Origin of the sequence: Williamsia sp. CHRR-6, from assembly GCF_018474015.1 — a bacterium.
Lineage (GTDB): Bacteria > Actinomycetota > Actinomycetes > Mycobacteriales > Mycobacteriaceae > Williamsia_A.
Genome location: NZ_JAHCSG010000003.1, coordinates 518,430 through 540,515, shown reverse-complemented (window position 1 = coordinate 540,515; position 22,086 = coordinate 518,430). Strand labels below are relative to the sequence as shown.

Sequence of the window (22,086 nt, the reverse complement as noted above, 5' to 3'; positions counted from 1 at the left end):
CATCGCCGCGATGGGTTCCGAGTGTAGTCGCTTGCATGTTCGATATAGATCTGTATAATCGTACCCATGAACGGCAAGGTGCTCACCGCTGCAGTCGACACACTCGTCGACGCCGCGACGGACGTGGCTGTCGCCTCCGACGATGACGTGATCGCCACCATCCGCGCGGCCGTACGCTTGCGGGCCACCGCAGATGACCTGTTGGCGCGATCGGCGGGTCACTGCGAACGAATGGGGACTGCGAAACGGTGCGGCATGAAAACCGCCGAGCTCCTGGTCCGCAACGGATGCGCACCCGCTGTCGCCGCCCGAGCCATGCGCGTCGGCCGCGCGCTGGATGTGTTGGACTCCACCGGCCGCTACTCCCGTGACGCCGTGGTGTCCGGCGAACACATTGCAGCCGTCGTCACCGGTGTCGCCCACGCTGCGCGACGGTGCCGCGCGGGACTCGAGTCAGACCTGCTGACACGGCTGGAATCTCAGCTCCTCGCTGCCGCAGTCTCCGGCGCCGCACCCGCCGAGATCTCCAACGCCGCTCGGGCCTTCGCCATCGAGCACGAACCGACCGTCGGTGAGGCCGACCCGAACTCTGTGCCTGCCGCTGAAGACACCAGTCTCAATGAACTGTCCTGGGCCCAAGGCGACGACGGTCGGCTACGCGGCCAGTTCGACCTCGACGTCCTCACCGGGGAACGGTTGATCGCTGGACTGGATGCGGGGTCGCGTCCTCGGCCGGCACCAGATGGGACACCCGACCCGCGGAGAGCTGCGCGACGCCATGCCGACGCGTTCAGTCAACTCCTCGAGTCCGGCGTCACAGCCATGGCGTCCACCGCTTTCGCCGGACCTACCAAGACTGACGTCCTGGTCACCATTCCCGCCGTTGCGGTCAGTGATTCATCCGAGATCGTCGTCGCGAGCGGTGTCGCCGCGCATCTGCAATGGCTGGGACCGATCAGCGACATCTCGACCACCCTGCTCACCTGCGATGCAGTCACCAGCGTGCTCACCTACGACGACAACGGGGCCCCGGTCACCATCACCGACCCGCAACGACTGTTCGCCGGTCCCCAACGTAGAGCGGTCAATGAGCGGACGAAGGGCTGCGTCAAGTGCGGCGCCCCACCGTCGTGGTGCGACATCCACCACATCATCCCCCACAGCCAGGGCGGGTTGACCGTCGTCGACAACGGAGCGCCCGCCTGCCGGACATGTCACATCGAATTCCACCACGGCGGCTGGGAGGTGGTCATCGGCCACGACCGCCACCCCTGGCTCCGACCACCCGCCACCATCGACCCGCGACGACAACTCATCCCGAGCTACCACCGCCGCACCCTCAACCTCGACGGTGTCGCCGCCTGACCCCACCACGGCGTGGACACACCCAACCCAGACCTGGGATCCCACGAGAACCCACACGTTGCTTGAGAACTGAACAGTGAAACCGCCTCGGCCACACCATGGTCCGGCCACGAGATGAACCGATCGTGGCCGGGCCACGAGGCCTTGATCCGGTCGGCGGCACAGACATCAGGATGCGTGGTAACGCATCCAGCCTCGACGTCTACCGCCACGTCGACCGATCTGAGACCACACTGCTGCGAGCCTGGAGGTGTTGGCCGGTGTGAACACAAGCTGGGACCTGCTGCGGAAGCGGAGGGATTTGAACCCCCGGTGCTTTTTAGGCACGCTCGCTTTCAAGGCGAGTGCATTCGGCCGCTCTGCCACGCTTCCTTCGCCGAGTAGCTTACGACAGCGAGCGGGCGGGCCCGTTGTGCAGCCTCAGCGCTCGTGCAGGCCCAGGCGGATGCGGTCGAAGACACGTTCCACCTCGGGTAGGTCGGCGGGGTCGATGTGATCGAGGAAGTTCGATCGCACCCGGCGAACGTGGTCGACGGCGGCTCGCTGCAGCAGAGCCATCCCACGCGGGGTGATGCGGACCAGACGGTTACGTGCGTCATTGGTGTCGGGCAGCCGTTCGATGGCGCCGTTGTCCACCAGCCGCGACACCTGCCGTGAGATGGTGCTTCGCGAGGCCACCGCCCCCTCCGACAGGTCCGACATCCGCAGAGTGCTGCTCTCCGAGAGCAGCACCAGGATTCGGTACTCGCTCAGCGTGAGCCCCGCATCATCCAGCAACGCCCTGTCCAGGCTGGTCAGCAGGTCGGTTGCACACTCGACGAACGCACGCCACGCCCCTACCTCGGCCCCGCGCAGCCAGTTCGGGTCGGCCCCGGCTGGACCCGGCGTGGCTGGGCCCGAAGCGTCCGCGTCGGGATCGGATGCGCTCAGTTCCTCGGCCGTGCTGTACATCGAGACCCCCGATACTGGTGAGTACCACCGAAATCCAGGCGGTATTGGGCAGTACCTCGAAACTACCGAACCGAACGGAAGTAAGGTAGTCGTACGATCGCACTAATTTCCTCGGCTAAAGCCCGTCAGGTGCACACATACGCCGGCTGCGCCTACGCACCTGTTCGGTAGACAGGTGAGATGACATCCATGCGTGCGGCCACCATCACCGGAGCGGGACCCGAGGCGAGCATCGTCATCACCGAAGTCCCGCGTCCAGACCCGGCGCCCGGCGAGATCCTCATCGAGGTGGCCGCTGCGGGCGTGAACCGAGCGGACCTGATGCAGCGCCAAGGTCTCTATCCGCCGCCACCGGGCGCCAGCGAGATCCTCGGACTGGAGGTGTCGGGCACGGTGGCCGCAGTCGGCGCCGGTGTGGAATCACCGGCGGTCGGCGACGAGGTGTGTGCACTGTTGGCCGGTGGCGGATACGCCGAGTTCGTCACGGTCCCGGCCCCACTGGTGCTGCCGGTGCCTCGTGGCGTCACTCTTGTCCACGCCGCAGCGCTACCGGAGGTGGCGGCCACGGTGTGGTCGAACCTGGCCATGACCGCGCACCTGTCCGCGAACGAGTTGCTGCTGATCCACGGTGGGGCCAGCGGCATCGGCACCCACGCCATCCAGTTCGCCCGCGCCCTCGGTGCGCGCGTGGCGGTGACCGCAGGATCGCAGGCCAAGCTCGATGTCTGCGCCTCACTCGGGGCCACCACCCTGATCAACTACCGCGAGGACGATTTCGTTGCGGCGGTGGCCGAACTCGGTGGCGCAGATGTCATCTTCGACATCATGGGTGCAAAGTATCTGCAGCGCAACGTGTCTGCGCTGGCCACCGGGGGTCGAGTGGTGATCATCGGACTGCAGGGTGGCGCGGTGGCCGAACTGAACATCGGTGTGCTGCTGGCGAAACGGGCATCGGTGACCGCGACCAATCTGCGCGGGCGTGCACTGGAGGGCCCCGCGGGCAAGGCCGCGATCATCGCCGGCGTGGCCGAGGCCACCTGGCCGCTGGTCGAATCCGGAGCCATCGCGCCCGTCGTCGACCGCACCATGCCGTTGGCCGACGCCGCGCAGGCGCACCGACTTTTGGAGGACGGGGCCATCACCGGCAAGGTGCTGCTCACCCTGTGATGCGCGAGAGCTGTTGTGCTGAAATCGACAGTGCCGGCACTCCCGACCGGTGAGGGCAGCGGGCGGCTCAGCCCAGCGATCCGAGGGTTCGTACCAGCTGGTCCACCTCATAGGGGGTGGAGTATTGGCCCAGTCCCACCGTCACTGCACCGCCCACGTCGTTGACCCCGATCCGATCCAGCGCTCGACTGGTCACATCGGCCAGCGCGCAGATCCCGTTGTCGGCCAGGCGACGCACCACCTTCTCGGCGGGTACGCCGGTCACGGTGAAGCTGACCGTGGGCACCCGCACCTCAGCGGTGCCGATCACCCGCACCGACGCCAGCTGATCCAGCGAGTTGATCAGGTACACCAGCAGTCGTTGCAGATATGTCGACATCGACTCCATCGACGAGATGAGCCGTCGCCGCCGCGAACCCAACGCCTCATCGTCCAGCGACGCGAGATGTTCGATGGAGGCGACCAGCCCGCCCAACATGGCGTGCTGATGGCGGTCCACCTCCAGTCGCTCGGGTCCGGTGGCAAAGGCCGACAGGCTGACCGGCCGCAGTCGATCCAGCCGCGCCGGGTCGGCGAACACCAGTGCCGCCGCCTGCGGACCGCCCCAGCGCTCGGCCGAGACCACCAGCACGTCGGCTTTCAGGTCGGCGATGTCGAGCAGCATGTACGGGGCCGCGCTGGTGGCATCCACCACCAACAGTGCGCCTGCGGCATGCGCCATGTCGGCCACCGAACGCACATCGGTGACCGTGCCCATCGTCGACGACGCCAACGTCATCGCGACCACGCTGGTCATCTCGGTGATCAACTCGCCGAACTGCCAGGGCGGCAGGATCCCGCTCTCGATGTCCACTTCGGCCCACAGCACCGACGCGCCGTAACGTTCGGCGGCGCGTAGCCAGGGGACCACGTTGGCCTCGTCGTCGAGCCGGGTGACCACCACCGTCGACCCCAACCACACCCGTGGGTTCAACGACTCGGCCAGCACCCCCAGCAGCGCGCCCCGCGAGGGCCCGAGCACCACGCCGTCGGGGTCGCCACCGACCAGGTCGGCCACGGCCGAGCGAGCCGCGGTGACGATGGCTGCAGACTGCTGCGCCGCCGGGTACACGCCGCCGGGTGAGGACACCAGCGCGCGGAACGCTTTGGACACCGTGGATGCCACCGAATCGGGGATCTGCATTCCCGCTTGCGGATCGAGATGGATCCAGCCGTCGCCCAGTGACGGAAACAATCCGCGCACCCGGGCGACGTCATAGGTCATGGGGACACCCTAGACCGTCATCACACGACTGCAGTGTTGTGCGCCGAGCCACAAGCCATGCTGTCGGCGCTGGTCAGCTGTACTGAACTCGGTGTCCACCCCGGGGGATCGCCGACCACGTCAGCGGGTTGACGCAGAATGGGACCCATGACTTCTGGACTGTTCGGAAACGAGGCGGACCGCGGCTCCGACGACGACGGTGTCGTGGTCGTGGGCCCGGATTCCAAAGACAACGACGACGCGGGCACCAACCTCACCGACATGGTGGAGCAGCCGGCCAAGGTGATGCGGATCGGCACGATGATCAAGCAGCTCCTCGAGGAGGTACGCGCCGCCCCCCTCGACGACGCCAGCCGCACCCGGCTCAAGGAGATCCACCGCAGTTCCATCACCGAGCTCGAGGCTGGGCTGGCGCCGGAGTTGCGTGAGGAGTTGGAGCGCTTGGCGCTGCCGTTCACCGATGAGCGCACTCCGTCAGACGCTGAACTGCGCATCGCCCAAGCCCAGCTGGTCGGTTGGCTGGAAGGGCTGTTCCACGGCATCCAGACGGCGTTGTTCGCCCAGCAGATGGCCGCTCGCGCGCAACTGGAACAGATGCGTCAGGGAGCGTTGCCGCCGTCGGCGGGTGGCATGGGTCCAGGACACGGGGTGACCGGCACCGGGCAATACCTGTGAGCTGAGCCGATCGTGGATTGCGGGACGGCGAACCCCGGCCGGTAGGCTGGGCGACCGTGTCCACTGTTGCGCCCGGCGATGTCGCTCCGCGTCCGGTCGCGTCTGATTCGCGAACCTATCGTCGCGCGTTCGCCGATCTGAAGACCGGTTTCGGTCAGTCGGAGTTATGGCTGCTGCTGGGGTGGCAGGACATCAAGCAGCGCTATCGCCGGTCGTTGCTGGGTCCGCTGTGGATCACCGTGGCCACCGGTGTCACCGCGATCGCGATGGGCTTCCTGTACGCCGAGCTCTTCAACGCCGACATCACGACGTTCCTGCCGCACGTCACGCTCGGGCTCATCTTCTGGAACTTCATCAGCCAGTCGATCCTCGAGGGCGCGGTGGTGTTCTCCAGCAACGATGGCCTGATCAAGCAGATCCCGGCGCCGCTGAGCGTCCACGCCTACCGGCTGGTGTGGCGACAGCTGATCATCTTCGCCCACAACATCGTCATCTATCTGGTGATGTTCGCAATCTTTCCGCAGCCCATCAGCTGGACGGTGATCCTGGTGATCCCCGGGGTGCTGTTGCTGGCGCTCAACGCGGTGTGGGTGACCATAGTGTTCGGCATCCTGTCCACCCGTTTCCGTGACATCGGGCAGTTGCTGACCACCGTGGTGCAGCTGGTCTTCTTCCTCACCCCCATCATCTGGACCGCCGACAGCATCCGGGCGCGCACCGATGGTGGCGACTACCGGTTGGCGCTGATCCAGCTGAATCCGATGTATCACTACCTGGAGATCACGCGCGGTCCGCTGGTGGGCGAGAGTGTGGCGCTGTACCACTGGGGGATCGTGATCGGGTGCACCGTCGCCGGTTGGGCGTTGGCGCTGTGGGTGCTCCGCAATTTCCGTGCCCGCGTGGCGTACTGGGTGTGATGCGGCGGATGAGCAGGGGGACACGATGAGTTCGGTGTCGCTGGACACGTGGGATGCCTGCGTCGATTTCCCGATCTTCGACGCCAAGACCCGGTCGCTGAAGAAGTCGGTCCTCGGTCGTGCCGGTGGGGCGATCGGTGCCAACGAGTCCGACGTGATCGTCGTCGAAGCGCTCAAGGACGTGAACCTGCATCTGTCCCATGGGGATCGGATCGGTTTGGTGGGCCACAACGGGGCCGGCAAGTCCACGCTGCTCCGGCTGCTGTCGGGGATCTATGAACCGACCCGCGGTGTTTGCAAGATCAAGGGCCGCGTGGCCCCGGTGTTCGACCTCGGCGTCGGTATGGATCCGGAGATCTCCGGCTACGAGAACATCATCATCCGCGGCATGTTCCTCGGGATGAGTCGGCGCGAGATGCTCAAGAAGGTCGACGAGATCGCCGAGTTCACCGAGCTCGGCGACTATCTCGCGATGCCGCTACGCACCTACTCCACCGGCATGCGGGTGCGGGTGTCACTCGGTGTGGTCACCAGCATCGATCCCGAGATCCTCATCCTGGACGAGGGCATCGGGGCCGTGGACGCGGAGTTCATGCGCAAAGCCCGCGTGCGCCTGCAGGAATTGGTGAAGCGATCGGGAATCCTGGTGTTCGCCAGTCACTCGAACGAGTTCTTGGCCCAATTGTGTGACCGCGCACTGTGGATCGATCACGGCGTCATCACGATGGACGGCGGCATCGAGGAAGTGGTGACCGCCTACGAGGGGCCCGACGCCGGACGGCACGTCCGTGAGGTGCTGGCCGAGGTGGCCCGTGACGACGCCGCGGCGGGATCGACAGCTGGAGAACGTGATTCCGGCGGCGATGACTGAACGGATCATCGCGGTGGTGGTCACCCACCGTCGCGCGCAGCTGTTGGCCCTGTCGCTGTCAGTGCTCACATCGCAGACTCGGCCCATCGATCACCTGATCGTGGTGGACAACGGCAACGAGGCCCAGGTCGCCGATCTTGTTGCTGCACAGACGGTCCCGACCACCTACATCGGTTCCCAGCACAATCTGGGAGGCGCCGGTGGGTTCGCGCTGGGGATGTTGCACGCGTTGGCGGCCGGAGCCGACCGGGTGTGGCTGGCCGACGACGACGGTCGCCCCGAAGGTCCCGAGGTGCTGGCCACCCTGTTGCGCTGCGCGAGCGCGGGCGGCTACGACGAGTTGTCGCCGGTGGTGTGCAACATCGACGATCCCGACACCCTGGCCTTTCCGCTGCGGCGGGGAGTGGTGTGGCGGCGCAAGCGATCTGAGTTGTTCAGCGACCCCAGCGAGACCGATGAGGTGCTCGACGGGATTGCCTCGCTGTTCAACGGGGCCCTGTTCACCGCTGGCGCCATCGAGGCCGTGGGTGTACCGGACCTGCGGTTGTTCGTCCGCGGCGACGAGGTGGAGATCCACCGTCGACTGGTGCGCAGCGGATTGCGGTTCGGAACCTGCTTGCTGACCGCGTACCTGCATCCCGACGGCACCGACGAGTTCAGGCCCATCCTGGGCGGACGAATGCACACGCAGTATCCGGACAACCCGACGAAACGTTTCTACACCTACCGTAACCGCGGCTACCTGCTCAACCAGCCCGGGCTACGGCGCCTCATCCCGCAGGAGTGGGCGCGTTTTGGTTGGTACTTCTTGGTGCAGCAGCGCGATGTTCGCGGGTTTCGCGAGTGGGTCGCCCTGCGGCGGGCGGGTCGGCGCGAGCAGTTCCGGCGCACCTGAGAGCCGAGCGGTCGGGGAATCAGGTGCGCCCCGATCCCCCGACCACGCGGCGATCAGTCCGGGGTGCAGCCGTCGCCGGTGGTGATGTCGGTCTTGTAGGAGAAGTTGACGTAGTAGTTGCGGAAGCAGTTGTTCGAGGATCCGCCCGCAGGGATGTCGAAATCGCCGTGCTTCCAGGTCGGGATCAGGAAGTTGCCGATGCGCACCTTGAGATAGCCGTCGCCCTGGGTATACCACCAGGTGACACCGCCGCCTGACTTGTTGCCCGATTCCCAGTGATAGACCTCAGAACCGTCGCGACGGTAGAGCGTCATCGAGGCCGACCAGATGGTGCCGGTGGAGGCACTGATCCGAGCGAACTGGGTGTGCCCGTTGGGTCCATCGAAGGCCGAGGCCGGTGCGGTTGCTCCGGTCGCCAGTGAACCGGCCGCCGCTGCGGCCACCGCGGTGGTGACGAGTGTTCGGGTGAGTCGTGACGCTTTGGTAGAGGGCATTGCCATCCTCGGTTGAAGTAAAACTGACATCCGAAAGCTATTGCAGAGCAATCAGATTGAGAACGGCAATTGGCGGCTATGACCGGATCGGACCGAACTGTGACGTGACGCGAGCGAGAGTCGTCAGCCGTGACCGTGCCGTAGCGTGCGCTGATAGCGCCGCATCCCCGCGATCCAGCGGTCGTAGTCAGATCCTTTCCGGCGATACATGTCCAGCACCTGCGGATGCGGCAGCACGAGGAATCGTTCGTCGCCGATGGCCTCGATCACCAGCTCGGCCACCTGGGCGGGTTCGAGGACCTCCCCCGCCTGGGTGACCGCGCTGGCCGCCAGCGACGCACCGTCCCGGGCGCCGGCGAACCCCGAGTTCAACAGTTCGGTGTTCACCCCCATCGGACACAGGCAGCTGACCGCGATCCCGTCGTCGCCGTAGGTGACGGCCAACCATTCGGCGAACCCGACCGCGGCGTGTTTGGTCACCGAGTACGTCACCGACCCGATCTGGGTCAGCAGTCCCGCCGCCGATGCCGTGGACAGGAAGTAGCCCCGACCGCGTGCCACCCAACCAGGGACCAGGGCTCGAGCTGCGCGTACGTGCGCCATCAGGTTCACCTGTGTCGCGGTGGTCCAGGCCGCCTCGTCGGAGTCCAAGCCCAACCCGGCGGTGGTACCGGCGTTGGCCACGTAGAGATCCACCGGACCGAACTCGGTGTCGGCGACGCGGATCAACTCGGCGATGACGGTCTCGTCGGACACGTCTCCGCCGCAGGCGCGCGCACGACCCGGTCGGTCGGCATTGATCGAGTCGGCGTTGATCGAGTCGGCGAGGGCGGTGACCGCGGCGACGTCAAGGTCGGCCAGCACCACGTCGGCACCCGCGTCCACCAGGGCCCGAGCGATGGCGGCCCCGATTCCTGCACCGGCCCCGGTGACGATCGCGACAGCTCCGGTCAGTTGCATCTGTTCACCTGATCTTGAAGATGACCACGCGCTGGACCACGAAGTTGATCACCGTCGCGGTGCCCTGGGCGATGACGAACGCCGCGAGGCTGTAGAAGAACTCCTCGGGCCACACCGCCGACAACGCTGTGTACAGGCCGACCTGCACCGCGAAGGTCACCAGATACAGGGCGACCACCGCGATGAAGCGGGCGCGGCTGGGTTCGGTACGGAAGGTCCAGCGCCGGTTGATCAGATAGGCCATCGTGGTGCCGCATACGAAGCCCGCGGCCTTGGCCAGCCAGTGCGGGGCCCCCACCAGGTACTGCAACAGCACGGTGACGCCGAAGTCCACCGCACCCGACCCGGCCCCGGTCACGACGAACCGGACCAACTGTTGGGTCAGCGGAAGATCGGTGGACGCCTCGGCGTCGTCGAGGGGCAGCTCGATGGGCATCGGTGCATGCGCAGTGCTGAACTCGTCGTGCGCATGATGTTCATCGGTGGGCTGCGGGCGGGCTTGGTCGGACACAAGGAGTCAGGGTAGCCCTCGCCTCGACCACTGCAGAGGGTGTTCGCGCACTGTGGGCAAGGCCTACAGTCATCGCGTGACCGTTCGCACCGCGTATCACCGCGTAGTCCTCCTCGTGGCAATCGCCTTGTCGGCGGGGCTGCTGAGCCCTCTGGTGCCGATGGCGTCGGCCGCGCCTGCGCCTGGCCCCCGCAGTTCCGGACTCGACGCGCGGGACTACGCCGGTCCGATACCGGCCCGGCCGGGCACGTTGATCGCGCACACCGCCCTGGATCCGGCGCTGTCGCTGCCGGGTGCCGGCCCTGCCTTTCGTATCCTGTATTCGACCGTCGCCCAACGTGATCGGCCGGCCGTCAGCACCGGTGCGGTGTTTCTCCCGCAGGGCACGGCGCCGTCCGGCGGGTGGCCGGTGTTGGCTTGGGCGCACGGGACCGTCGGTATCGGCGACGACTGTGCACCCTCGGTGCAGCCCCGCACCACGGTCGATTCGCACTACCTCGCCTCGTTCCTGCGCCGTGGCTACGCGATCGTCGCCACCGACTATGCGGGTCAGGGCACGCCGGGCGTAACCGGCTACCTCGACGCCGGACTCCAAGGCCGATCCGTGGTCGACTCGGTGAAAGCGTTGCGCCAGTTGGCCGTTCCCACGGCCCCGCGCTACGCCATCGTCGGCCAGTCGCAGGGCGCGCAGGCCGCGATGGCAGCGGCGCGGTTGGCCACCGGCTACAGCCGCGGATGGGGTCTGGACTACCGCGGCGTGGTGGCCACCGGCACCCCGGCCAACCTGGAGACGGTGTTCGCCTCGGTCGGTCCGGCGTTCCCGCCCGCCTTCGTCCCGGCTTCCATCGCCGGTGGACTGACGGTGTTCGTGTCCTACCTGCTGGTGGGTCTGCGGGTGGAGCGACCGGACCTGGGTATCGATCGGGTGCTCACCCCGCTGGGACGGTCGGTGCTGGCACAGGCAGGCACCGCCTGTTCAGACCAGTTCGCCGCCGACCTGGCGCGACGCAAGGTGACGCTGAACGCGATGTTCACCCGGGGGCTGTCGAGCCTGCCGGGAATCACCGCCGCGTTGGTGCGCTACGCCGGGGTGCCCACCCGCGGCTATGACCGGCCGATCTTCCTGGGACACGGCCTGTCCGACCTGACGGTGCCGGTGGTGACCACGCTGACCCTGGCCGGCCAGCTCACCGCCAACCGGCAACCGGTGCAGGTGCACTACTACCCCGGCGCCGATCACCTCGGCGCCCAGCTGGTGTCGCGACGCGACTCGATGCCGTTCCTGGCCCGCATCCTCAACGCGCCGGGGAAACGATGAGGCCCCACGCGCGCAGGTCGATGCCGTTGGCCACCCGGCGTGGTGGAGGCTTGAGAGCATCAGCGACATTCCGGGTGGCAATCGCCGGTGCGCTGTCCGTGTCGACCCTGGCAGCTCTGCTCGTCGGCGCCGCCCCCGCGGGTGCCGACACCGACCCGCGCACGCCGCCGCCGAACTGGTCTGGTCTCGACGTGCGCGCGTTCGCGGGCCCGGTCCCATCCCGCTCGGGCACGCTGATCGAGCAGGTGCCGTTGGCCCCGACCCTGTCCATTCCCGGCGCCGGGTCGGCGGCGCGAATCCTCTACTCCACCATCGACCAACACGACCGCGCAGCGGTGAGCACCGGCGCGGTGTTCCTGCCGATCGGTCAGGCCCCGCGCGGCGGGTGGCCGGTGTTGGCGTGGGCGCACGGCACCGTGGGTATCGGTGATGACTGCACCCCGTCGGCCCAGCCACGAAGCATCCGAGATCGCGATTACCTGTCGCACTGGCTGCGCCGGGGCTACGCCGTGGTCGCCACCGACTACGCCGGGCTGGGAACGCCGGGCCTGATGAGCTACCTCAACGGGGTGGCCGAGGCGCACTCGATCGTCGACTCGGTGAAAGCGGTTGCGCAGATGGGTGTTCCGACGGCGCGGCGCTGGGCGATAGTGGGGCAGTCGCAGGGTGCCGGTGCGGCGATGAACGCCGCCCGGCTGGCCACCGCATTCACCCGTGGCACCGATCTGGACTACCGGGGTGTGGTGGCCACCGGTACCCCCGCGAACATCGAGACCATCCTGCAGCTCGGCGGACCCACGTTCCCGCCGTTTCGGTTGCCCACCGGGCTGACCACCTACACCGCCTACATCCTCGCGGCCATCCGGGAAGCGCGACCCGACCTGAACATCGACGGGCTGCTGACCGCACGGGGCCGGGCGGTGGCCGACAAGGCCGAGATCGCCTGCTACCCAGAGCTCGAAGCGGCACTGACCACAGCCGACGTCCGCACGTTCTTTTCTCGCCCGATCTCGGCGATACCCGACGCCTACGGCGTACTGCACCGGTTCATCGGGACGCCCGCAAGTGGATACGACCGGCCGATCTTCCTGGGCCAGGGCATCATCGACACCGACGTCCCCGCGCCGTCGGCGTTGTCGCTGGCGGCCCAGCTGCAGGCGAACCGGCAGCCCTTCGAGTTGCACCTGTACCCCACCGATCATTCGGGGACCGTCTACGCCTCGGTGAAGGACTCCACCCCGTTCCTGACGCGCATCCTGGCGGCCCGATGATGCGCATCGGTACGGCGGTGATGACGTGCGTGGTGGCTGCGACGACGGCGGTGTTGTCGGCCGGTCCGGCGACCGCGTTGCCACCGGAGCCGGCGCCCATCACCTCCGGCCTCGACGCAGTGGACTACTCCGGCCCCATCCCCGATCGCGCTGGGGCCCTGATCCGTTCGGTGCCGCTGGATCCGCGGCTGTCGTTGAGCGCGGCCGGGCACGCTTTCCGGGTGTTGTATTCGACCACCGATCAACTGAACCGGCGTGCGGTCAGCACCGGTGAGGTGTTGATACCGCGTGGAACGCCTCCGCGCGGTGGGTGGCCGGTGATCGCGTGGGCGCACGGCACCGTCGGCATGGGCGACGACTGTGCACCGTCGATGCAGGTGCACGAGGAGGGCGAAGCCGCCTACCTCAACCACTGGTTGCGACGTGGATTCGCCATCGCAGCAACCGATTACGTCGGCATGGGGACACCCGGCATCCTCAGCTACCTCAACGGCGTCACCGCAGCGCACTCGGTGGTCGACTCGGTGATCGCCGCGCATGCGTTGCCGGTGCCGCTCTCGACGTCCTGGATCGCCATCGGGCACTCCCAAGGCGCGGGCGCTGCGCTCAACACCGGTCGATACGCCCAACAGTTCACTGCCGGTGCAGGTCTGGACTATCGCGGTGTGGTGGCGACCGGGGCGCCGGCGAACCTCGAGGCGCTGATCCGGTACGGGGGTCCACAGTTCCCGCCGGTGGTGTTGCCCCGTCCGCTCAACGGCTACCTGCTCTACATCCTGGCCGGATTGCGAGACGCCCGACCCGATCTGAAACTGAACGACATCCTCACCGCGCGTGGTCGCCAACTCGCCGACATCGCTGTGAACACCTGCGGTAAACAGCTCCGGCCGTACTCGCAGGGACTGGATCTGCGCACCCTGTTCCGGCGTCCGCTGAGCTCCATCCCGAACATCTACGGCGTGCTGCGCGACTACCTCGGTACGCCCGATCGGGGCTACACCCGGCCGGTGTTCTTGGGTCAGGGTCTGCTGGATGTGAATGTGCCTGCGCCGTCAGCGTTGTCGCTGGCCGCACAGCTGCAGGCCAACCGTCAGCCCGTGGAGCTACGGGTGTACCCCGGGGCCGATCATCCTGGGGTCTTGGTGGCCGGGTTGGGCGACATCGACCGGTTCGTCACCCGGGTCACCCGCTGAGCTCGCGCTTCGCCTGCGAAAAAACTGCGTTCCGGCCGGGGCCGGAGGGGAATATTCCCTTCAGCACGTCCCACGGTGCAGATTTCGGCCGGCGCTACCGTGGGCGTCATGGACCTGCAGAATCTGGAAACCGTCACCTACGAGATCACCGACGGCATCGCGCTGGTGACGTTGAACCGCCCGCACCACCTCAACGCCTTCACCCCGCAGATGGCCGAGGACCTTGTGTTCGTGTTCGGGGCCGCCTCCACCGACCCGGACGTGGCCGCGGTGGTGGTGACCGGCTCCGGACGTGGGTTCTGCGCTGGGATGGAGCTTCGTACCGAGGGCAACGTCTTCGGCCTCGACGAGTCGGTGCAGCCAACGCTGGCCGACATGCAGGAGCGGTTCACCGACCCCGACATCGTCCACGGTGCACGTGACACCGGTGGTCGCGTGGCGCTGGCCATCTACGAGTGCCCCAAGCCCGTGATCGCCGCCATCAACGGCCCGGCCGTGGGTTTCGGGGCCACCATGACCCTGCCGATGGATTTCCGACTCGCATCGCAGAGCGCGCGGATCGGCTTCGTCTTCGGTCGACTCGGCGTGGTGTTGGAGGCGGCGTCGAGTTGGTTCCTGCCGCGGGTGGTCGGTTTGCAGAACGCCCTCGAACTGGTCTACACCGCCGACATCATCGATGCCGCCCGCGCCCAGGAGATCGGCCTGGTGCGTTCGGTGCACCCCGATGACGAGGTGCTCGACGCCGCCATCGCGTTGGCCCACCGCGTCACCGACGGCAAGTCGCAGGTCGCCACCGCCCTGATGCGTCACATGCTGTACCGCAACAGCGCTTTCGCATCTCCGGTCGACGCTCACCGAGTCGACTCGCTGGCCATGTACTACACGTCGTTTCAGGACGGTCAGGAAGGAGTGGCAGCGTTCCTCGACAAGCGGCCGCCCAACTTCACCTCGCGGGTGCCGCAGGATCTGCCGGCGTTCCTGGCCGACACCGACACGATTCGCTGACCGCGCGGGCGCGTTTGCGGCGGTCGCAGCATGCTGCCAGGCGCATGACTTTAGGATGCAAGTGTGGACACATTTGACGGCATTCCCACCCATCCGCTGTTCGTACACCTGACCGTGGTCGCGATCCCGCTGGCCGCGCTTCTTGGCATCGTCGCGGTGGCGTGGCCGGCGGCGCGTCGCAAGATCGGGATCGTCGGGCCGGCCGTGGCCCTCGTCGCGCTGATCATGACCCCGATCACCACCAGCGCCGGAGAGGCGTTGGAGGAGAAGACCCCCTCGTCGAGCATCCTCAACGAGCACACCGAATGGGGCGACCGGGTGCTCTACTTGGTCGCGCCGCTGTTCCTGTTCATGCTCATCTTCTGGGCGTTGAACTCCGACAAGGCGCTGGGCTGGCTCACATCCAAGGTCTCGGCACTCAACCCCAGAACCGTGTCGATCGCCAACATCGTGGTGGCCGTGCTGGTGGTGGGCTTCGCTCTCGCGTCGCTGGTGCTCATCTACCAGGTCGGGCACAGCGGTGCTGAATCCGTCTGGCGCCGCGACTAGCGTTCAGTCCCTGCGCCGCAGCATCTCTCGGGTCAGATCCGCCACATCGGTCTGACCCGAGAGGCCGAGGGTGAGGTCGAGCTCTGCGATGATGTTGGCCACCGCCTCACGCGCGCCGGTCTGGCCCGCGATGGCGAGACCGTACATGTGCGGCCGCCCGATGCACACCGCGTCGGCTCCCAGGGCCAGCGCTATGTAAGCGTCGGCCCCAGTGCGAATACCGGAGTCCAACAACACTTTCGCTCGTCCGCGCACCGCGTCGACGATGTCGACCAAGGCGTCCAGTGACGCGACGGACCGGTCGATCTGGCGGCCCCCATGGTTGGACACCAAGATGCCGTCGACGCCCAGATCGACTGCACGCCTGGCGTCGTCGGGGTGCAGGATGCCTTTGAGCACCACCGGCAGGCTGGTCCGGGCACACAACCCGGCGATGTCGTCCCAGTTCAACGACGGCCGCGAGTAGATGTCGAGGAAGGTTTCCACCGATGCCCGAGGAATCGGTGACCGCAGGTTGGCCCAGGTGCCACCGGGCAGGTGGCGTGCCATCGACACCAGCGCCGCCACTGCGGCTGCCGTCACCCGTGGGCGTGGGCCTGCCTGTGTCCCAGCCGATTCGGCGACCCGCTCGGTGACGATCTGTTGAAACCGTGGGTCCGAGGTGTATTGGGCGATGCCCTCGCCACGCGCGAAGGGCAACGATCCCAGGTTCAGGTCCTGCGGCCGCCAGCCCAGCATCGTGGTGTCGAGGGTGACCACCAGGGCATCGGCACCGCACTCCTCGGCCCGCCGCACCAGACTCTCGACCAGCGCGTCATCGGTGGACCAGTACAGCTGGAACCACCGAGGTGCGCCCTCGCGTACCGCCTCCATCGCCGCTGCGGTCTCCTCCATCGGCGAGCAGCCCTGGTTGGACAGGATGTAGGGCACTCCCAGCTCGGCGGCCGCCGCGCCGATCAGCAGATCCGAATCCCGTTGTGCCAGTTCGCCAGCGCCCACCGGGGAGAACAACACCGGCGCCGCGAGGGTCTTGCCGAACAGTTCCACCGACAGGTTCCGTTGCGAGACATCACGCAGCACCCTCGGCACTATCGACCACCTGTCGAAGGCGGCGCGGTTGGCCTCCATCGTCGTACCTTCGCCTGCGCCACCGCCGATGTAGGCCCAGGCCCGTTGTCCCATCGCCTTTTTCGCTCGTCGCTCCAGCTCGGCGAAATCGGTGGGGACCGCGGGAGTGCGCCCGAACACACCGGCCGAGTAGATGGCGTTCTGGCGTTGTCGTCCGATACTCATCTACGACACCCTTCTGGAGAATCCTTCGGAGATCACCGCACACCGCATCCTGCGGTGTGAGCCTAAACGCTCACCGGAGTCCAGCGGACCTAGAGTGAGCCGATGAGCCCCACCGCCCGGCCCGTGACGATCGTTTTCGCCGGACTGCTCGGTGCGGTGTCGGGCAGCGTGGACGTGCTGGTGTTCACCCGGCTCGGTGGGGTGTTCGCCAGCGTCATCACCGGCAACGTGGTGGTCGTCGGTGCGGCCATCGGCAGCGGTCGGTTCGGGGTCATGTCGCACGCGGCGGTCGCGGTACTCGGGTACGCCCTGGGGGTTCTCGCGGCCACCGTGGCCACCCGTCACGTCGATGACCACCCGGCGCGCGGCGCGGCCACACTGGTGGTGGCGGTCTACGCAACCGAGTGGGCGCTCGTGACCGGCGTGGGCGCGGTGTGGCTGGGCGCGCACGGCCGTCCCGGCGGGTGGGTCCAGTACCTCGCCCTGATCGGTGTCGCGACGGCGATGGGGATGCAGAGCCGCGCGTTCGCGATGGACCGGCTGCCCGGGGTGACGACAACCTATTTCACCGGGACGCTCACCGGCTTGCTGACCGGTCTGATCACCCATTCCACGATCAACCGGGCCGCAGCGGCAGCGTTGGTCTCGCTGCTGCTCGGAGCAGCGGCGTCGGGGGCGGTGATCTCGGTGGCCCGCACCTTCGCGCCGCTGGTCCCGATCAGCTTGCTCAGCGTGGCGGTGGCGATGGCGGTGCTGCGGTGGCGACGTCACCCGGCCACCTGATCGGACCGGGCGAGGTCGAGCAGTTGTCGATCACATCTGAATGGCCATGATGCAGGAGTTTCCCTGAGAAACCGCAGGTATCGACCGGTCTACAGATCGAGTAACATGATCCGGAATCGGCTGTCGAACGTGCGGGCCTACGGGGGTTGCCTGCCACACGCGTTCGGCGGCGTACTCAGCGGGGTGGGTTCTGGTGACTGTGGTCAATGAGGCGGCGTCGGCGATCGTCGACGATCCCTCGCGCGTGGTGCCAGTGTTCCAACCTGTCATCGATCTGGCCACTGGCGATGTCATCGGCTTCGAGGCGTTGGCGCGATGGCCCGAGCATCCCGAGGTCAATCCGCTGCAGGCCTTCGATGCCGCGCGCCGCGCCGGCCAACTGGGGTCGATGGACTGGTGGTGTCGTCGGCGTGCGGTGGAGGTGGCCCACTCCGAGGGCATCGATCAGAGCCACACCCTGTTCATCAACGTCGAGCCCGACTCGCTGTCATGCCCGCCGCCCTGGGCGTCTGCGGACAATCCGTGGCAAGACCTGATCGACGCCGATATGCAGATCGTGCTGGAGCTGACCGAGCGGTCGTTGCTGTTCGACCCACCCACCGTGCTGCACACCGTTGCGTCGGCGCGCCGCAACGGTTTCGGCATCGCGCTCGATGACGTGGGGGCGCGACCGGCGTCGATCGCACTGTTGGACCTGATCGCGCCTGACGTGGTGAAGTTCGATCGTTCGATCACACAGATGGAGGAGTGCCGCCGCGATGCGGCGCTCACCATCGGCGCCGCGGTCACCTACGCCCGGCGATACGGGGCCACCCTGCTCGCCGAAGGCATCGAGTTGGCCGATCATGTGGCCGCCGCCGACCTGATCGGCGCCACCCTGGGCCAGGGCTACCTCTACGGCCGCCCCGGTCCGCTGGGCACCAGGATGATCCCGCCCAGCCCGGCCGGCCTGGTCGACCCTCGTCGCGCCCGTACCGTGCCACTGCGCACCATTCTTGACGAGTTGCACACCACCACAACAGATCTCGCCGACATCGAGCAGGCCTTCACTCGATACGAAGAGTTGGCCGGTCACGAGCCGACGCCGGGTTGCGTCCTGGCGGCGCTGGCCGGTCCTCGTCATGTGTCCGCCGAACTCGGCGCGCGCTACCGGGAGATCGCCGAGCGACAGATGCTCGTCGGCATGATCGGACGGGGACTGGGGCCACGACCCATTCCGGGCGTACGCGGTCCCCGCACGCCGACCGAGTTGACCGACGGCGTGTTCGCAGCCGCCTCGATCGGTGGCGACCACGCCAGCGCCATCATCGCCTCGGCGTGCGAGGGCACCGATCGGTACCGCTGGTGTGTCACCACCGACCGCTCCATCGTGGCCGACATCTGTCGTTCCATCGCAACCGATCTGGCCGGCGGACAGGTCTAGACCGACAGCAACAGCATGGTGCCGATGCTCATCATGATCACCGCGATCACCCCGTCGAGCACCCGCCACGCCTTCGGGTTGGAAAACAGTGGCGCCAGCCGGACCGTCGCCAGCCCCAGCGCGCCGAACCACAGGATGCTGGCGATGCCCGCCCCCAGCGCGAACATCCATTTGCCCTGTGCCCCATGGCTGTTGGCCACCGCGCCCATCATCACCACGGTGTCGAGGTAGACGTGCGGGTTGAGCCAGGTCAACGCCAACGCGGTACCCACTGCGGCCCACCGACTCAACTGAGCTGACGCGGACACGGCCATCGATCGCTGGGTGAGGCTGCGCCGCGCCGCCATCAGCCCCAGAGTGCAGATGTAGAGCCCTCCGGCCACGGTTGCTGCCACCACCACCTTGGGGTGCGCCGAGACGATGGTGCCCAGCCCGCCGACACCGGCCACGATGAGGGTGAGGTCGGACAGGGTGCACACGGCCAGAACCGGCAGCAGATGACTGCGCGCCACGCCGATCCGCATCACGAATGCGTTCTGCGGTCCGATGGCGACGATGAGTCCTGCTCCGGTTCCCAGGCCGGCCAGAGCCGGAAGGAACAGCGTCATGAAGGAAACGTTAAGGCGACACCTGCCAACAGCCCAGCGAATGATTTTCACGAATCATTAGAATCACTTCATGACCATCTCCAGTGACGGATTGGCCACGTTGGTCGCCGTGGTGCGCGAAGGGACCTTCGAGGCGGCGGCACGCTCGTTGCACATCACCCCCTCAGCGGTGAGTCAACGCATCAAGGCGCTGGAATCCACGGTGGGCCGAGTGGTGGTGCAACGGGGTAAGCCGGCACGAGCCACTGCCGATGGCCAGGTGCTGTTGCGGCTGGCCAAGCAGTGGGACCTGTTGATCTCCAGTGCTTTTGCCGAACTCACCGGCGAGGACGACTCCGCCCACGACGATCCGCGCGACCGGCATCGGATTCACCTACCGATCGCGGTGAACGCCGACTCGCTGGCCATCTGGCTGCTGCCGGTGGTGGCGCGGATGCAACAGCGACATCCGGTCGCCATGGAAGTGCTGCGCGGCGACGAGAGCGCCAACACCGAGTTCCTGCGCGCCGGGGAGGTGGTGGGCGCCATCACATCACACCCCACGCCGATCCGGGGCTGTACCGTCCGACGGCTGGGGGCCACCCGATACCTACCGGTCGCCAACCACGAGTTCGCCGAGTACTGGTTTCCCGACGGACTCACCGGAGTCGACCTGGCGCGGGCGCCGCTGGTGTCCTTCGACCGCAACGATCAGTTGCAGGCCGAGTTCATCCGGCGACACACCCGCAAACGGGTGAGCCCGCCCACCACCTACATCCCCGCGTCCACCGAGTATCACCGCGCCATCGAACTGGGTGCCGGGTGGGGGACGGTGCCCGAGGTCCAGATCGCCGATGCGTTGGACGCGGGCACGGTGGTCACCCTGTCGGATCGACACATCGACGTCGAATTGTTCTGGCAGTTCTGGTCAGTGCACTCCCCGCTCATCGACGAGTTGACCGAGATGATCGCCGCCGCCGCTGCCGACAGTCTGGTCTGATGGCTACGCCCCGTGCGCGAATCTGGAGGGCGGGCCCTCCAGAAACACTCACGGGGTGCTGACGATCAAGCTGCTGGCGGGACGGACCGCAGATCCTTGTCAAGGAGATGGATGGTGCCGTCGTCGGTGATGGCAGCCCGCGGTGCGCTGCCATGCAACGGGATTCGCCGCACCAACTCGTGGGTCTCGGGGTGGATCAGCACCAGTTCATCCCGTGAGGTCTGGCAGTCGACCGTCCACATCAAGTGGTCGAGGGTGAAGTCGGGGACCTGACGCGTCTCCCCGTGGATGAATCGGCCGCGAAGCCTGGTCGCTGGGTCCAGAGTGAGATCGCCTCGAATTCGATGGACTTGGTTGTCGATTCGAACATTCAGCGGATCGCCGCCTAATGCGGGCCACGAGCCGGGTACGCCGTGGTGTACCGGGCCGACGGTGACGTTCGCGTCCAGATCGATTCGTACCAGCTTGAATTCGCTGGATGCGACGTCGTTGACGACGGCGATCCAATGGTCGTTGCGGCCGGCCACGTTGTAGCAGTGGCCAGGTGGCGCCGGAATCCGGAGTTCGGATGAGTCCTGGCTGTGGATACGCCACCTTCCGTCAGTGGTGATCGTGAGAATCAGTTCGCCCAGCGTGGCTGCGGCACCGACAGCTCTGTCGTTGACGCGGACCGGGGACTGGCCGGGGGCACAACGGAACAAGCCGTCACTACCGGTCACCCAGCATCCACTGGCCGTGGCGAAAACAGATCGATCGACTCCGATCAGACCCGGCAGCAGGTACTCGGCGTCATCCGCGCGCACGATCGGCAGTGCGCAATCAACCTGCCACAGCGTCGATCCATGCGCCGAGATGTCACCAGGCACGAACGGTGGCCGGTCTGGAGGTGGTGCGACGTCGAGGTCGAGGTCGAGGATCAGCCCGATACCGATGGTGGTGGTTTCACCGAGTTCAGGTTGGCGATCGTGGATGACACTGCGGTCGAAGTGCCGCGGTGCAGAATTTGTCTCCTCGGCCAGGTAGGGCCGCCCATCCAGACCCCATCGCACCGGAAAGGGCGGCGCCCCAGGAACTCCCAGCATCGACTGGCGCACCATGTGCATCCGGGTGATGCGTCCGCGTACTCTTCCGGACCCATCGCCGTGAAAGCAGGTGAGCACGCCCGACACCGTCACATCGCCGATCATCGGCCGAGGTCCTGACCAGCGCGCCGACCAGCCGTCACCGGTGAGTAGGCCAGTCCACTCCGGGCCGTCGATGCCGACGCGAACATCTGGGTCCGGTTCCAGTCGGCCGTGGTGATCGGTGGCGGGGAAATCGGTGATCGCGTTGTTGCGCAACGCCAGTGGAAGCTCGATCACCTCGCCAACAGATGGCGGGCGCAGACAGCCGTCTGCGATCAACAGTTCGTCGAGGAATATCGACAGACAACGTTGCGCGCTCATGCGCCTTTCGGTGATGTCATGCCGCCGACCGTACGTGGTCGCCCCGCCATGCCGCAAGAGCCCTGTTGTCAGGTGTCTTCCGCCCACTCGACGTCACACTTCTGCCCAACCGACGGCGTTTACCGCCCAATGGAGGTCGACTTCCGCCC

Annotated in this window: 22 protein-coding genes and 1 tRNA gene; 14 read left to right on the top strand and 9 right to left on the bottom strand. The window is 66.9% G+C overall.

Going from position 1 to position 22,086, the window contains the following annotated elements:
- Positions 1 to 66 precede the first annotated feature (66 nt).
- Positions 67 to 1,365, top strand: a complete 1,299-nt coding sequence (locus KIK15_RS11370) for an HNH endonuclease signature motif containing protein (RefSeq protein ID WP_214244450.1) — start codon at positions 67 to 69, stop codon at positions 1,363 to 1,365.
- Between the two features lie 286 nt (positions 1,366 to 1,651).
- Here the strand turns inward: KIK15_RS11370 and KIK15_RS11365 are convergent.
- Positions 1,652 to 1,737: transfer RNA gene (locus tag KIK15_RS11365), tRNA-Ser, on the bottom strand.
- A gap of 48 nt (positions 1,738 to 1,785) precedes the next feature.
- Positions 1,786 to 2,316 carry a MarR family winged helix-turn-helix transcriptional regulator gene (locus tag KIK15_RS11360; protein ID WP_214244448.1) on the bottom strand — a complete coding sequence of 177 codons (531 nt, stop codon included), beginning with the start codon at positions 2,314 to 2,316 and terminating at the stop codon, positions 1,786 to 1,788.
- 189 nt (positions 2,317 to 2,505) lie between these two features.
- Between KIK15_RS11360 and KIK15_RS11355 the strand changes: the two genes are divergently transcribed.
- On the top strand, positions 2,506 to 3,483 hold the full coding sequence (locus tag KIK15_RS11355; protein WP_214244620.1) for an NAD(P)H-quinone oxidoreductase: 978 nt from the start codon (positions 2,506 to 2,508) through the stop codon (positions 3,481 to 3,483).
- A 67-nt stretch (positions 3,484 to 3,550) separates the two neighbouring features.
- Here KIK15_RS11355 and KIK15_RS11350 read toward each other — a convergent pair whose 3' ends face one another.
- The gene (locus KIK15_RS11350; RefSeq protein WP_214244446.1) at positions 3,551 to 4,747 is read right to left on the bottom strand and encodes a cysteine desulfurase-like protein; all 1,197 of its coding nucleotides are present in this window, start codon (positions 4,745 to 4,747) and stop codon (positions 3,551 to 3,553) included.
- A 147-nt stretch (positions 4,748 to 4,894) separates the two neighbouring features.
- Here KIK15_RS11350 and KIK15_RS11345 point away from each other — a divergent pair, with 147 nt between their 5' ends.
- From KIK15_RS11345 to KIK15_RS11330, 4 genes are read left to right on the top strand one after another with little or no spacing between them, the layout of a single operon-like run.
- On the top strand, positions 4,895 to 5,422 hold the full coding sequence (locus KIK15_RS11345; protein WP_214244444.1) for a bacterial proteasome activator family protein: 528 nt from the start codon (positions 4,895 to 4,897) through the stop codon (positions 5,420 to 5,422).
- Positions 5,423 to 5,478: 56 nt separating this feature from the next.
- Positions 5,479 to 6,339, top strand: a complete 861-nt coding sequence (locus tag KIK15_RS11340) for an ABC transporter permease (RefSeq protein WP_214244442.1) — start codon at positions 5,479 to 5,481, stop codon at positions 6,337 to 6,339.
- A gap of 25 nt (positions 6,340 to 6,364) precedes the next feature.
- Positions 6,365 to 7,210, top strand: coding sequence for an ABC transporter ATP-binding protein (locus KIK15_RS11335; protein ID WP_214244440.1), 846 nt, complete (start codon positions 6,365 to 6,367; stop codon positions 7,208 to 7,210).
- Positions 7,203 to 8,105, top strand: coding sequence for a glycosyltransferase (locus KIK15_RS11330; RefSeq protein ID WP_214244438.1), 903 nt, complete (start codon positions 7,203 to 7,205; stop codon positions 8,103 to 8,105). Before KIK15_RS11335 ends, KIK15_RS11330 begins: the two co-directional genes overlap by 8 nt.
- Before the next feature lie 53 nt (positions 8,106 to 8,158).
- On the opposite strand, the gene KIK15_RS11325 is transcribed toward KIK15_RS11330, so the two are convergent.
- The 3 genes from KIK15_RS11325 to KIK15_RS11315 all read right to left on the bottom strand — a co-directional run bounded on the left by KIK15_RS11325 (position 8,159) and on the right by KIK15_RS11315 (position 9,995).
- A complete protein-coding gene (locus KIK15_RS11325; protein ID WP_214244437.1) occupies positions 8,159 to 8,599 on the bottom strand; it encodes a hypothetical protein in 441 nt (146 codons plus the stop codon).
- A 123-nt stretch (positions 8,600 to 8,722) separates the two neighbouring features.
- Entirely contained in the window at positions 8,723 to 9,559 is an 837-nt protein-coding gene (locus tag KIK15_RS11320; protein WP_214244436.1) for an SDR family oxidoreductase, read from the bottom strand.
- Positions 9,560 to 9,563: 4 nt separating this feature from the next.
- The gene (locus tag KIK15_RS11315; RefSeq protein WP_214244618.1) at positions 9,564 to 9,995 is read right to left on the bottom strand and encodes a GtrA family protein; all 432 of its coding nucleotides are present in this window, start codon (positions 9,993 to 9,995) and stop codon (positions 9,564 to 9,566) included.
- A 151-nt stretch (positions 9,996 to 10,146) separates the two neighbouring features.
- On the opposite strand from KIK15_RS11315, the gene KIK15_RS11310 reads away from it, so the two are divergent.
- The 5 genes from KIK15_RS11310 to KIK15_RS11290 all read left to right on the top strand — a co-directional run bounded on the left by KIK15_RS11310 (position 10,147) and on the right by KIK15_RS11290 (position 15,406).
- On the top strand, positions 10,147 to 11,388 hold the full coding sequence (locus KIK15_RS11310) for a lipase family protein (RefSeq protein WP_307851840.1): 1,242 nt from the start codon (positions 10,147 to 10,149) through the stop codon (positions 11,386 to 11,388).
- 20 nt (positions 11,389 to 11,408) lie between these two features.
- On the top strand, positions 11,409 to 12,659 hold the full coding sequence (locus KIK15_RS11305) for a lipase family protein (RefSeq protein ID WP_214244614.1): 1,251 nt from the start codon (positions 11,409 to 11,411) through the stop codon (positions 12,657 to 12,659).
- A complete protein-coding gene (locus KIK15_RS11300; RefSeq protein WP_250324443.1) occupies positions 12,656 to 13,852 on the top strand; it encodes a S9 family peptidase in 1,197 nt (398 codons plus the stop codon). Before KIK15_RS11305 ends, KIK15_RS11300 begins: the two co-directional genes overlap by 4 nt.
- A 108-nt stretch (positions 13,853 to 13,960) precedes the next feature.
- On the top strand, positions 13,961 to 14,857 hold the full coding sequence (locus KIK15_RS11295; RefSeq protein ID WP_214244435.1) for a crotonase/enoyl-CoA hydratase family protein: 897 nt from the start codon (positions 13,961 to 13,963) through the stop codon (positions 14,855 to 14,857).
- Between the two features lie 63 nt (positions 14,858 to 14,920).
- On the top strand, positions 14,921 to 15,406 hold the full coding sequence (locus KIK15_RS11290; protein ID WP_214244433.1) for a DUF2231 domain-containing protein: 486 nt from the start codon (positions 14,921 to 14,923) through the stop codon (positions 15,404 to 15,406).
- Between the two features lie 3 nt (positions 15,407 to 15,409).
- Here KIK15_RS11290 and KIK15_RS11285 read toward each other — a convergent pair whose 3' ends face one another.
- Positions 15,410 to 16,699, bottom strand: a complete 1,290-nt coding sequence (locus KIK15_RS11285) for an alpha-hydroxy-acid oxidizing protein (protein ID WP_214244431.1) — start codon at positions 16,697 to 16,699, stop codon at positions 15,410 to 15,412.
- Positions 16,700 to 16,801: 102 nt separating this feature from the next.
- On the opposite strand from KIK15_RS11285, the gene KIK15_RS11280 reads away from it, so the two are divergent.
- Entirely contained in the window at positions 16,802 to 17,482 is a 681-nt protein-coding gene (locus KIK15_RS11280) for a YoaK family protein (RefSeq protein ID WP_214244429.1), read from the top strand.
- 193 nt (positions 17,483 to 17,675) lie between these two features.
- On the top strand, positions 17,676 to 18,905 hold the full coding sequence (locus tag KIK15_RS11275; protein ID WP_214244427.1) for an EAL domain-containing protein: 1,230 nt from the start codon (positions 17,676 to 17,678) through the stop codon (positions 18,903 to 18,905).
- Here KIK15_RS11275 and KIK15_RS11270 read toward each other — a convergent pair.
- Positions 18,902 to 19,513: a LysE/ArgO family amino acid transporter gene (locus KIK15_RS11270; protein ID WP_214244425.1), complete on the bottom strand. Its 612-nt coding sequence runs from the start codon at positions 19,511 to 19,513 to the stop codon at positions 18,902 to 18,904. The genes KIK15_RS11275 and KIK15_RS11270 overlap by 4 nt on opposite strands.
- A gap of 70 nt (positions 19,514 to 19,583) precedes the next feature.
- Here KIK15_RS11270 and KIK15_RS11265 point away from each other — a divergent pair, with 70 nt between their 5' ends.
- Positions 19,584 to 20,492 carry a LysR family transcriptional regulator ArgP gene (locus KIK15_RS11265; protein WP_214244423.1) on the top strand — a complete coding sequence of 303 codons (909 nt, stop codon included), beginning with the start codon at positions 19,584 to 19,586 and terminating at the stop codon, positions 20,490 to 20,492.
- Between the two features lie 65 nt (positions 20,493 to 20,557).
- Here the strand turns inward: KIK15_RS11265 and KIK15_RS11260 are convergent, their stop codons facing one another.
- Positions 20,558 to 21,937 carry a hypothetical protein gene (locus tag KIK15_RS11260; RefSeq protein WP_214244421.1) on the bottom strand — a complete coding sequence of 460 codons (1,380 nt, stop codon included), beginning with the start codon at positions 21,935 to 21,937 and terminating at the stop codon, positions 20,558 to 20,560.
- Between the last annotated feature and the right edge of the window lie 149 nt (positions 21,938 to 22,086).

What these genes read in the sequence shown, in the direction of transcription:
- KIK15_RS11285 (WP_214244431.1), bottom strand. Translation starts at nt 16,699, where the DNA reads ATGAGTATCGGACGACAACGCCAGAACGCCATCTACTCGGCCGGTGTG.
- KIK15_RS11335 (WP_214244440.1), top strand. Translation starts at nt 6,365, where the DNA reads ATGAGTTCGGTGTCGCTGGACACGTGGGATGCCTGCGTCGATTTCCCG.
- KIK15_RS11345 (WP_214244444.1), top strand. Translation starts at nt 4,895, where the DNA reads ATGACTTCTGGACTGTTCGGAAACGAGGCGGACCGCGGCTCCGACGAC.
- KIK15_RS11300 (WP_250324443.1), top strand. Translation starts at nt 12,656, where the DNA reads ATGATGCGCATCGGTACGGCGGTGATGACGTGCGTGGTGGCTGCGACG.
- KIK15_RS11350 (WP_214244446.1), bottom strand. Translation starts at nt 4,747, where the DNA reads ATGACCTATGACGTCGCCCGGGTGCGCGGATTGTTTCCGTCACTGGGC.
- KIK15_RS11280 (WP_214244429.1), top strand. Translation starts at nt 16,802, where the DNA reads ATGAGCCCCACCGCCCGGCCCGTGACGATCGTTTTCGCCGGACTGCTC.
- KIK15_RS11305 (WP_214244614.1), top strand. Translation starts at nt 11,409, where the DNA reads ATGCCGTTGGCCACCCGGCGTGGTGGAGGCTTGAGAGCATCAGCGACA.
- KIK15_RS11315 (WP_214244618.1), bottom strand. Translation starts at nt 9,995, where the DNA reads ATGCCCATCGAGCTGCCCCTCGACGACGCCGAGGCGTCCACCGATCTT.
- KIK15_RS11355 (WP_214244620.1), top strand. Translation starts at nt 2,506, where the DNA reads ATGCGTGCGGCCACCATCACCGGAGCGGGACCCGAGGCGAGCATCGTC.
- KIK15_RS11370 (WP_214244450.1), top strand. Translation starts at nt 67, where the DNA reads ATGAACGGCAAGGTGCTCACCGCTGCAGTCGACACACTCGTCGACGCC.
- KIK15_RS11295 (WP_214244435.1), top strand. Translation starts at nt 13,961, where the DNA reads ATGGACCTGCAGAATCTGGAAACCGTCACCTACGAGATCACCGACGGC.
- KIK15_RS11320 (WP_214244436.1), bottom strand. Translation starts at nt 9,559, where the DNA reads ATGCAACTGACCGGAGCTGTCGCGATCGTCACCGGGGCCGGTGCAGGA.
- KIK15_RS11270 (WP_214244425.1), bottom strand. Translation starts at nt 19,513, where the DNA reads ATGACGCTGTTCCTTCCGGCTCTGGCCGGCCTGGGAACCGGAGCAGGA.
- KIK15_RS11260 (WP_214244421.1), bottom strand. Translation starts at nt 21,937, where the DNA reads ATGAGCGCGCAACGTTGTCTGTCGATATTCCTCGACGAACTGTTGATC.
- KIK15_RS11360 (WP_214244448.1), bottom strand. Translation starts at nt 2,316, where the DNA reads ATGTACAGCACGGCCGAGGAACTGAGCGCATCCGATCCCGACGCGGAC.
- KIK15_RS11330 (WP_214244438.1), top strand. Translation starts at nt 7,203, where the DNA reads ATGACTGAACGGATCATCGCGGTGGTGGTCACCCACCGTCGCGCGCAG.
- KIK15_RS11325 (WP_214244437.1), bottom strand. Translation starts at nt 8,599, where the DNA reads ATGCCCTCTACCAAAGCGTCACGACTCACCCGAACACTCGTCACCACC.
- KIK15_RS11265 (WP_214244423.1), top strand. Translation starts at nt 19,584, where the DNA reads ATGACCATCTCCAGTGACGGATTGGCCACGTTGGTCGCCGTGGTGCGC.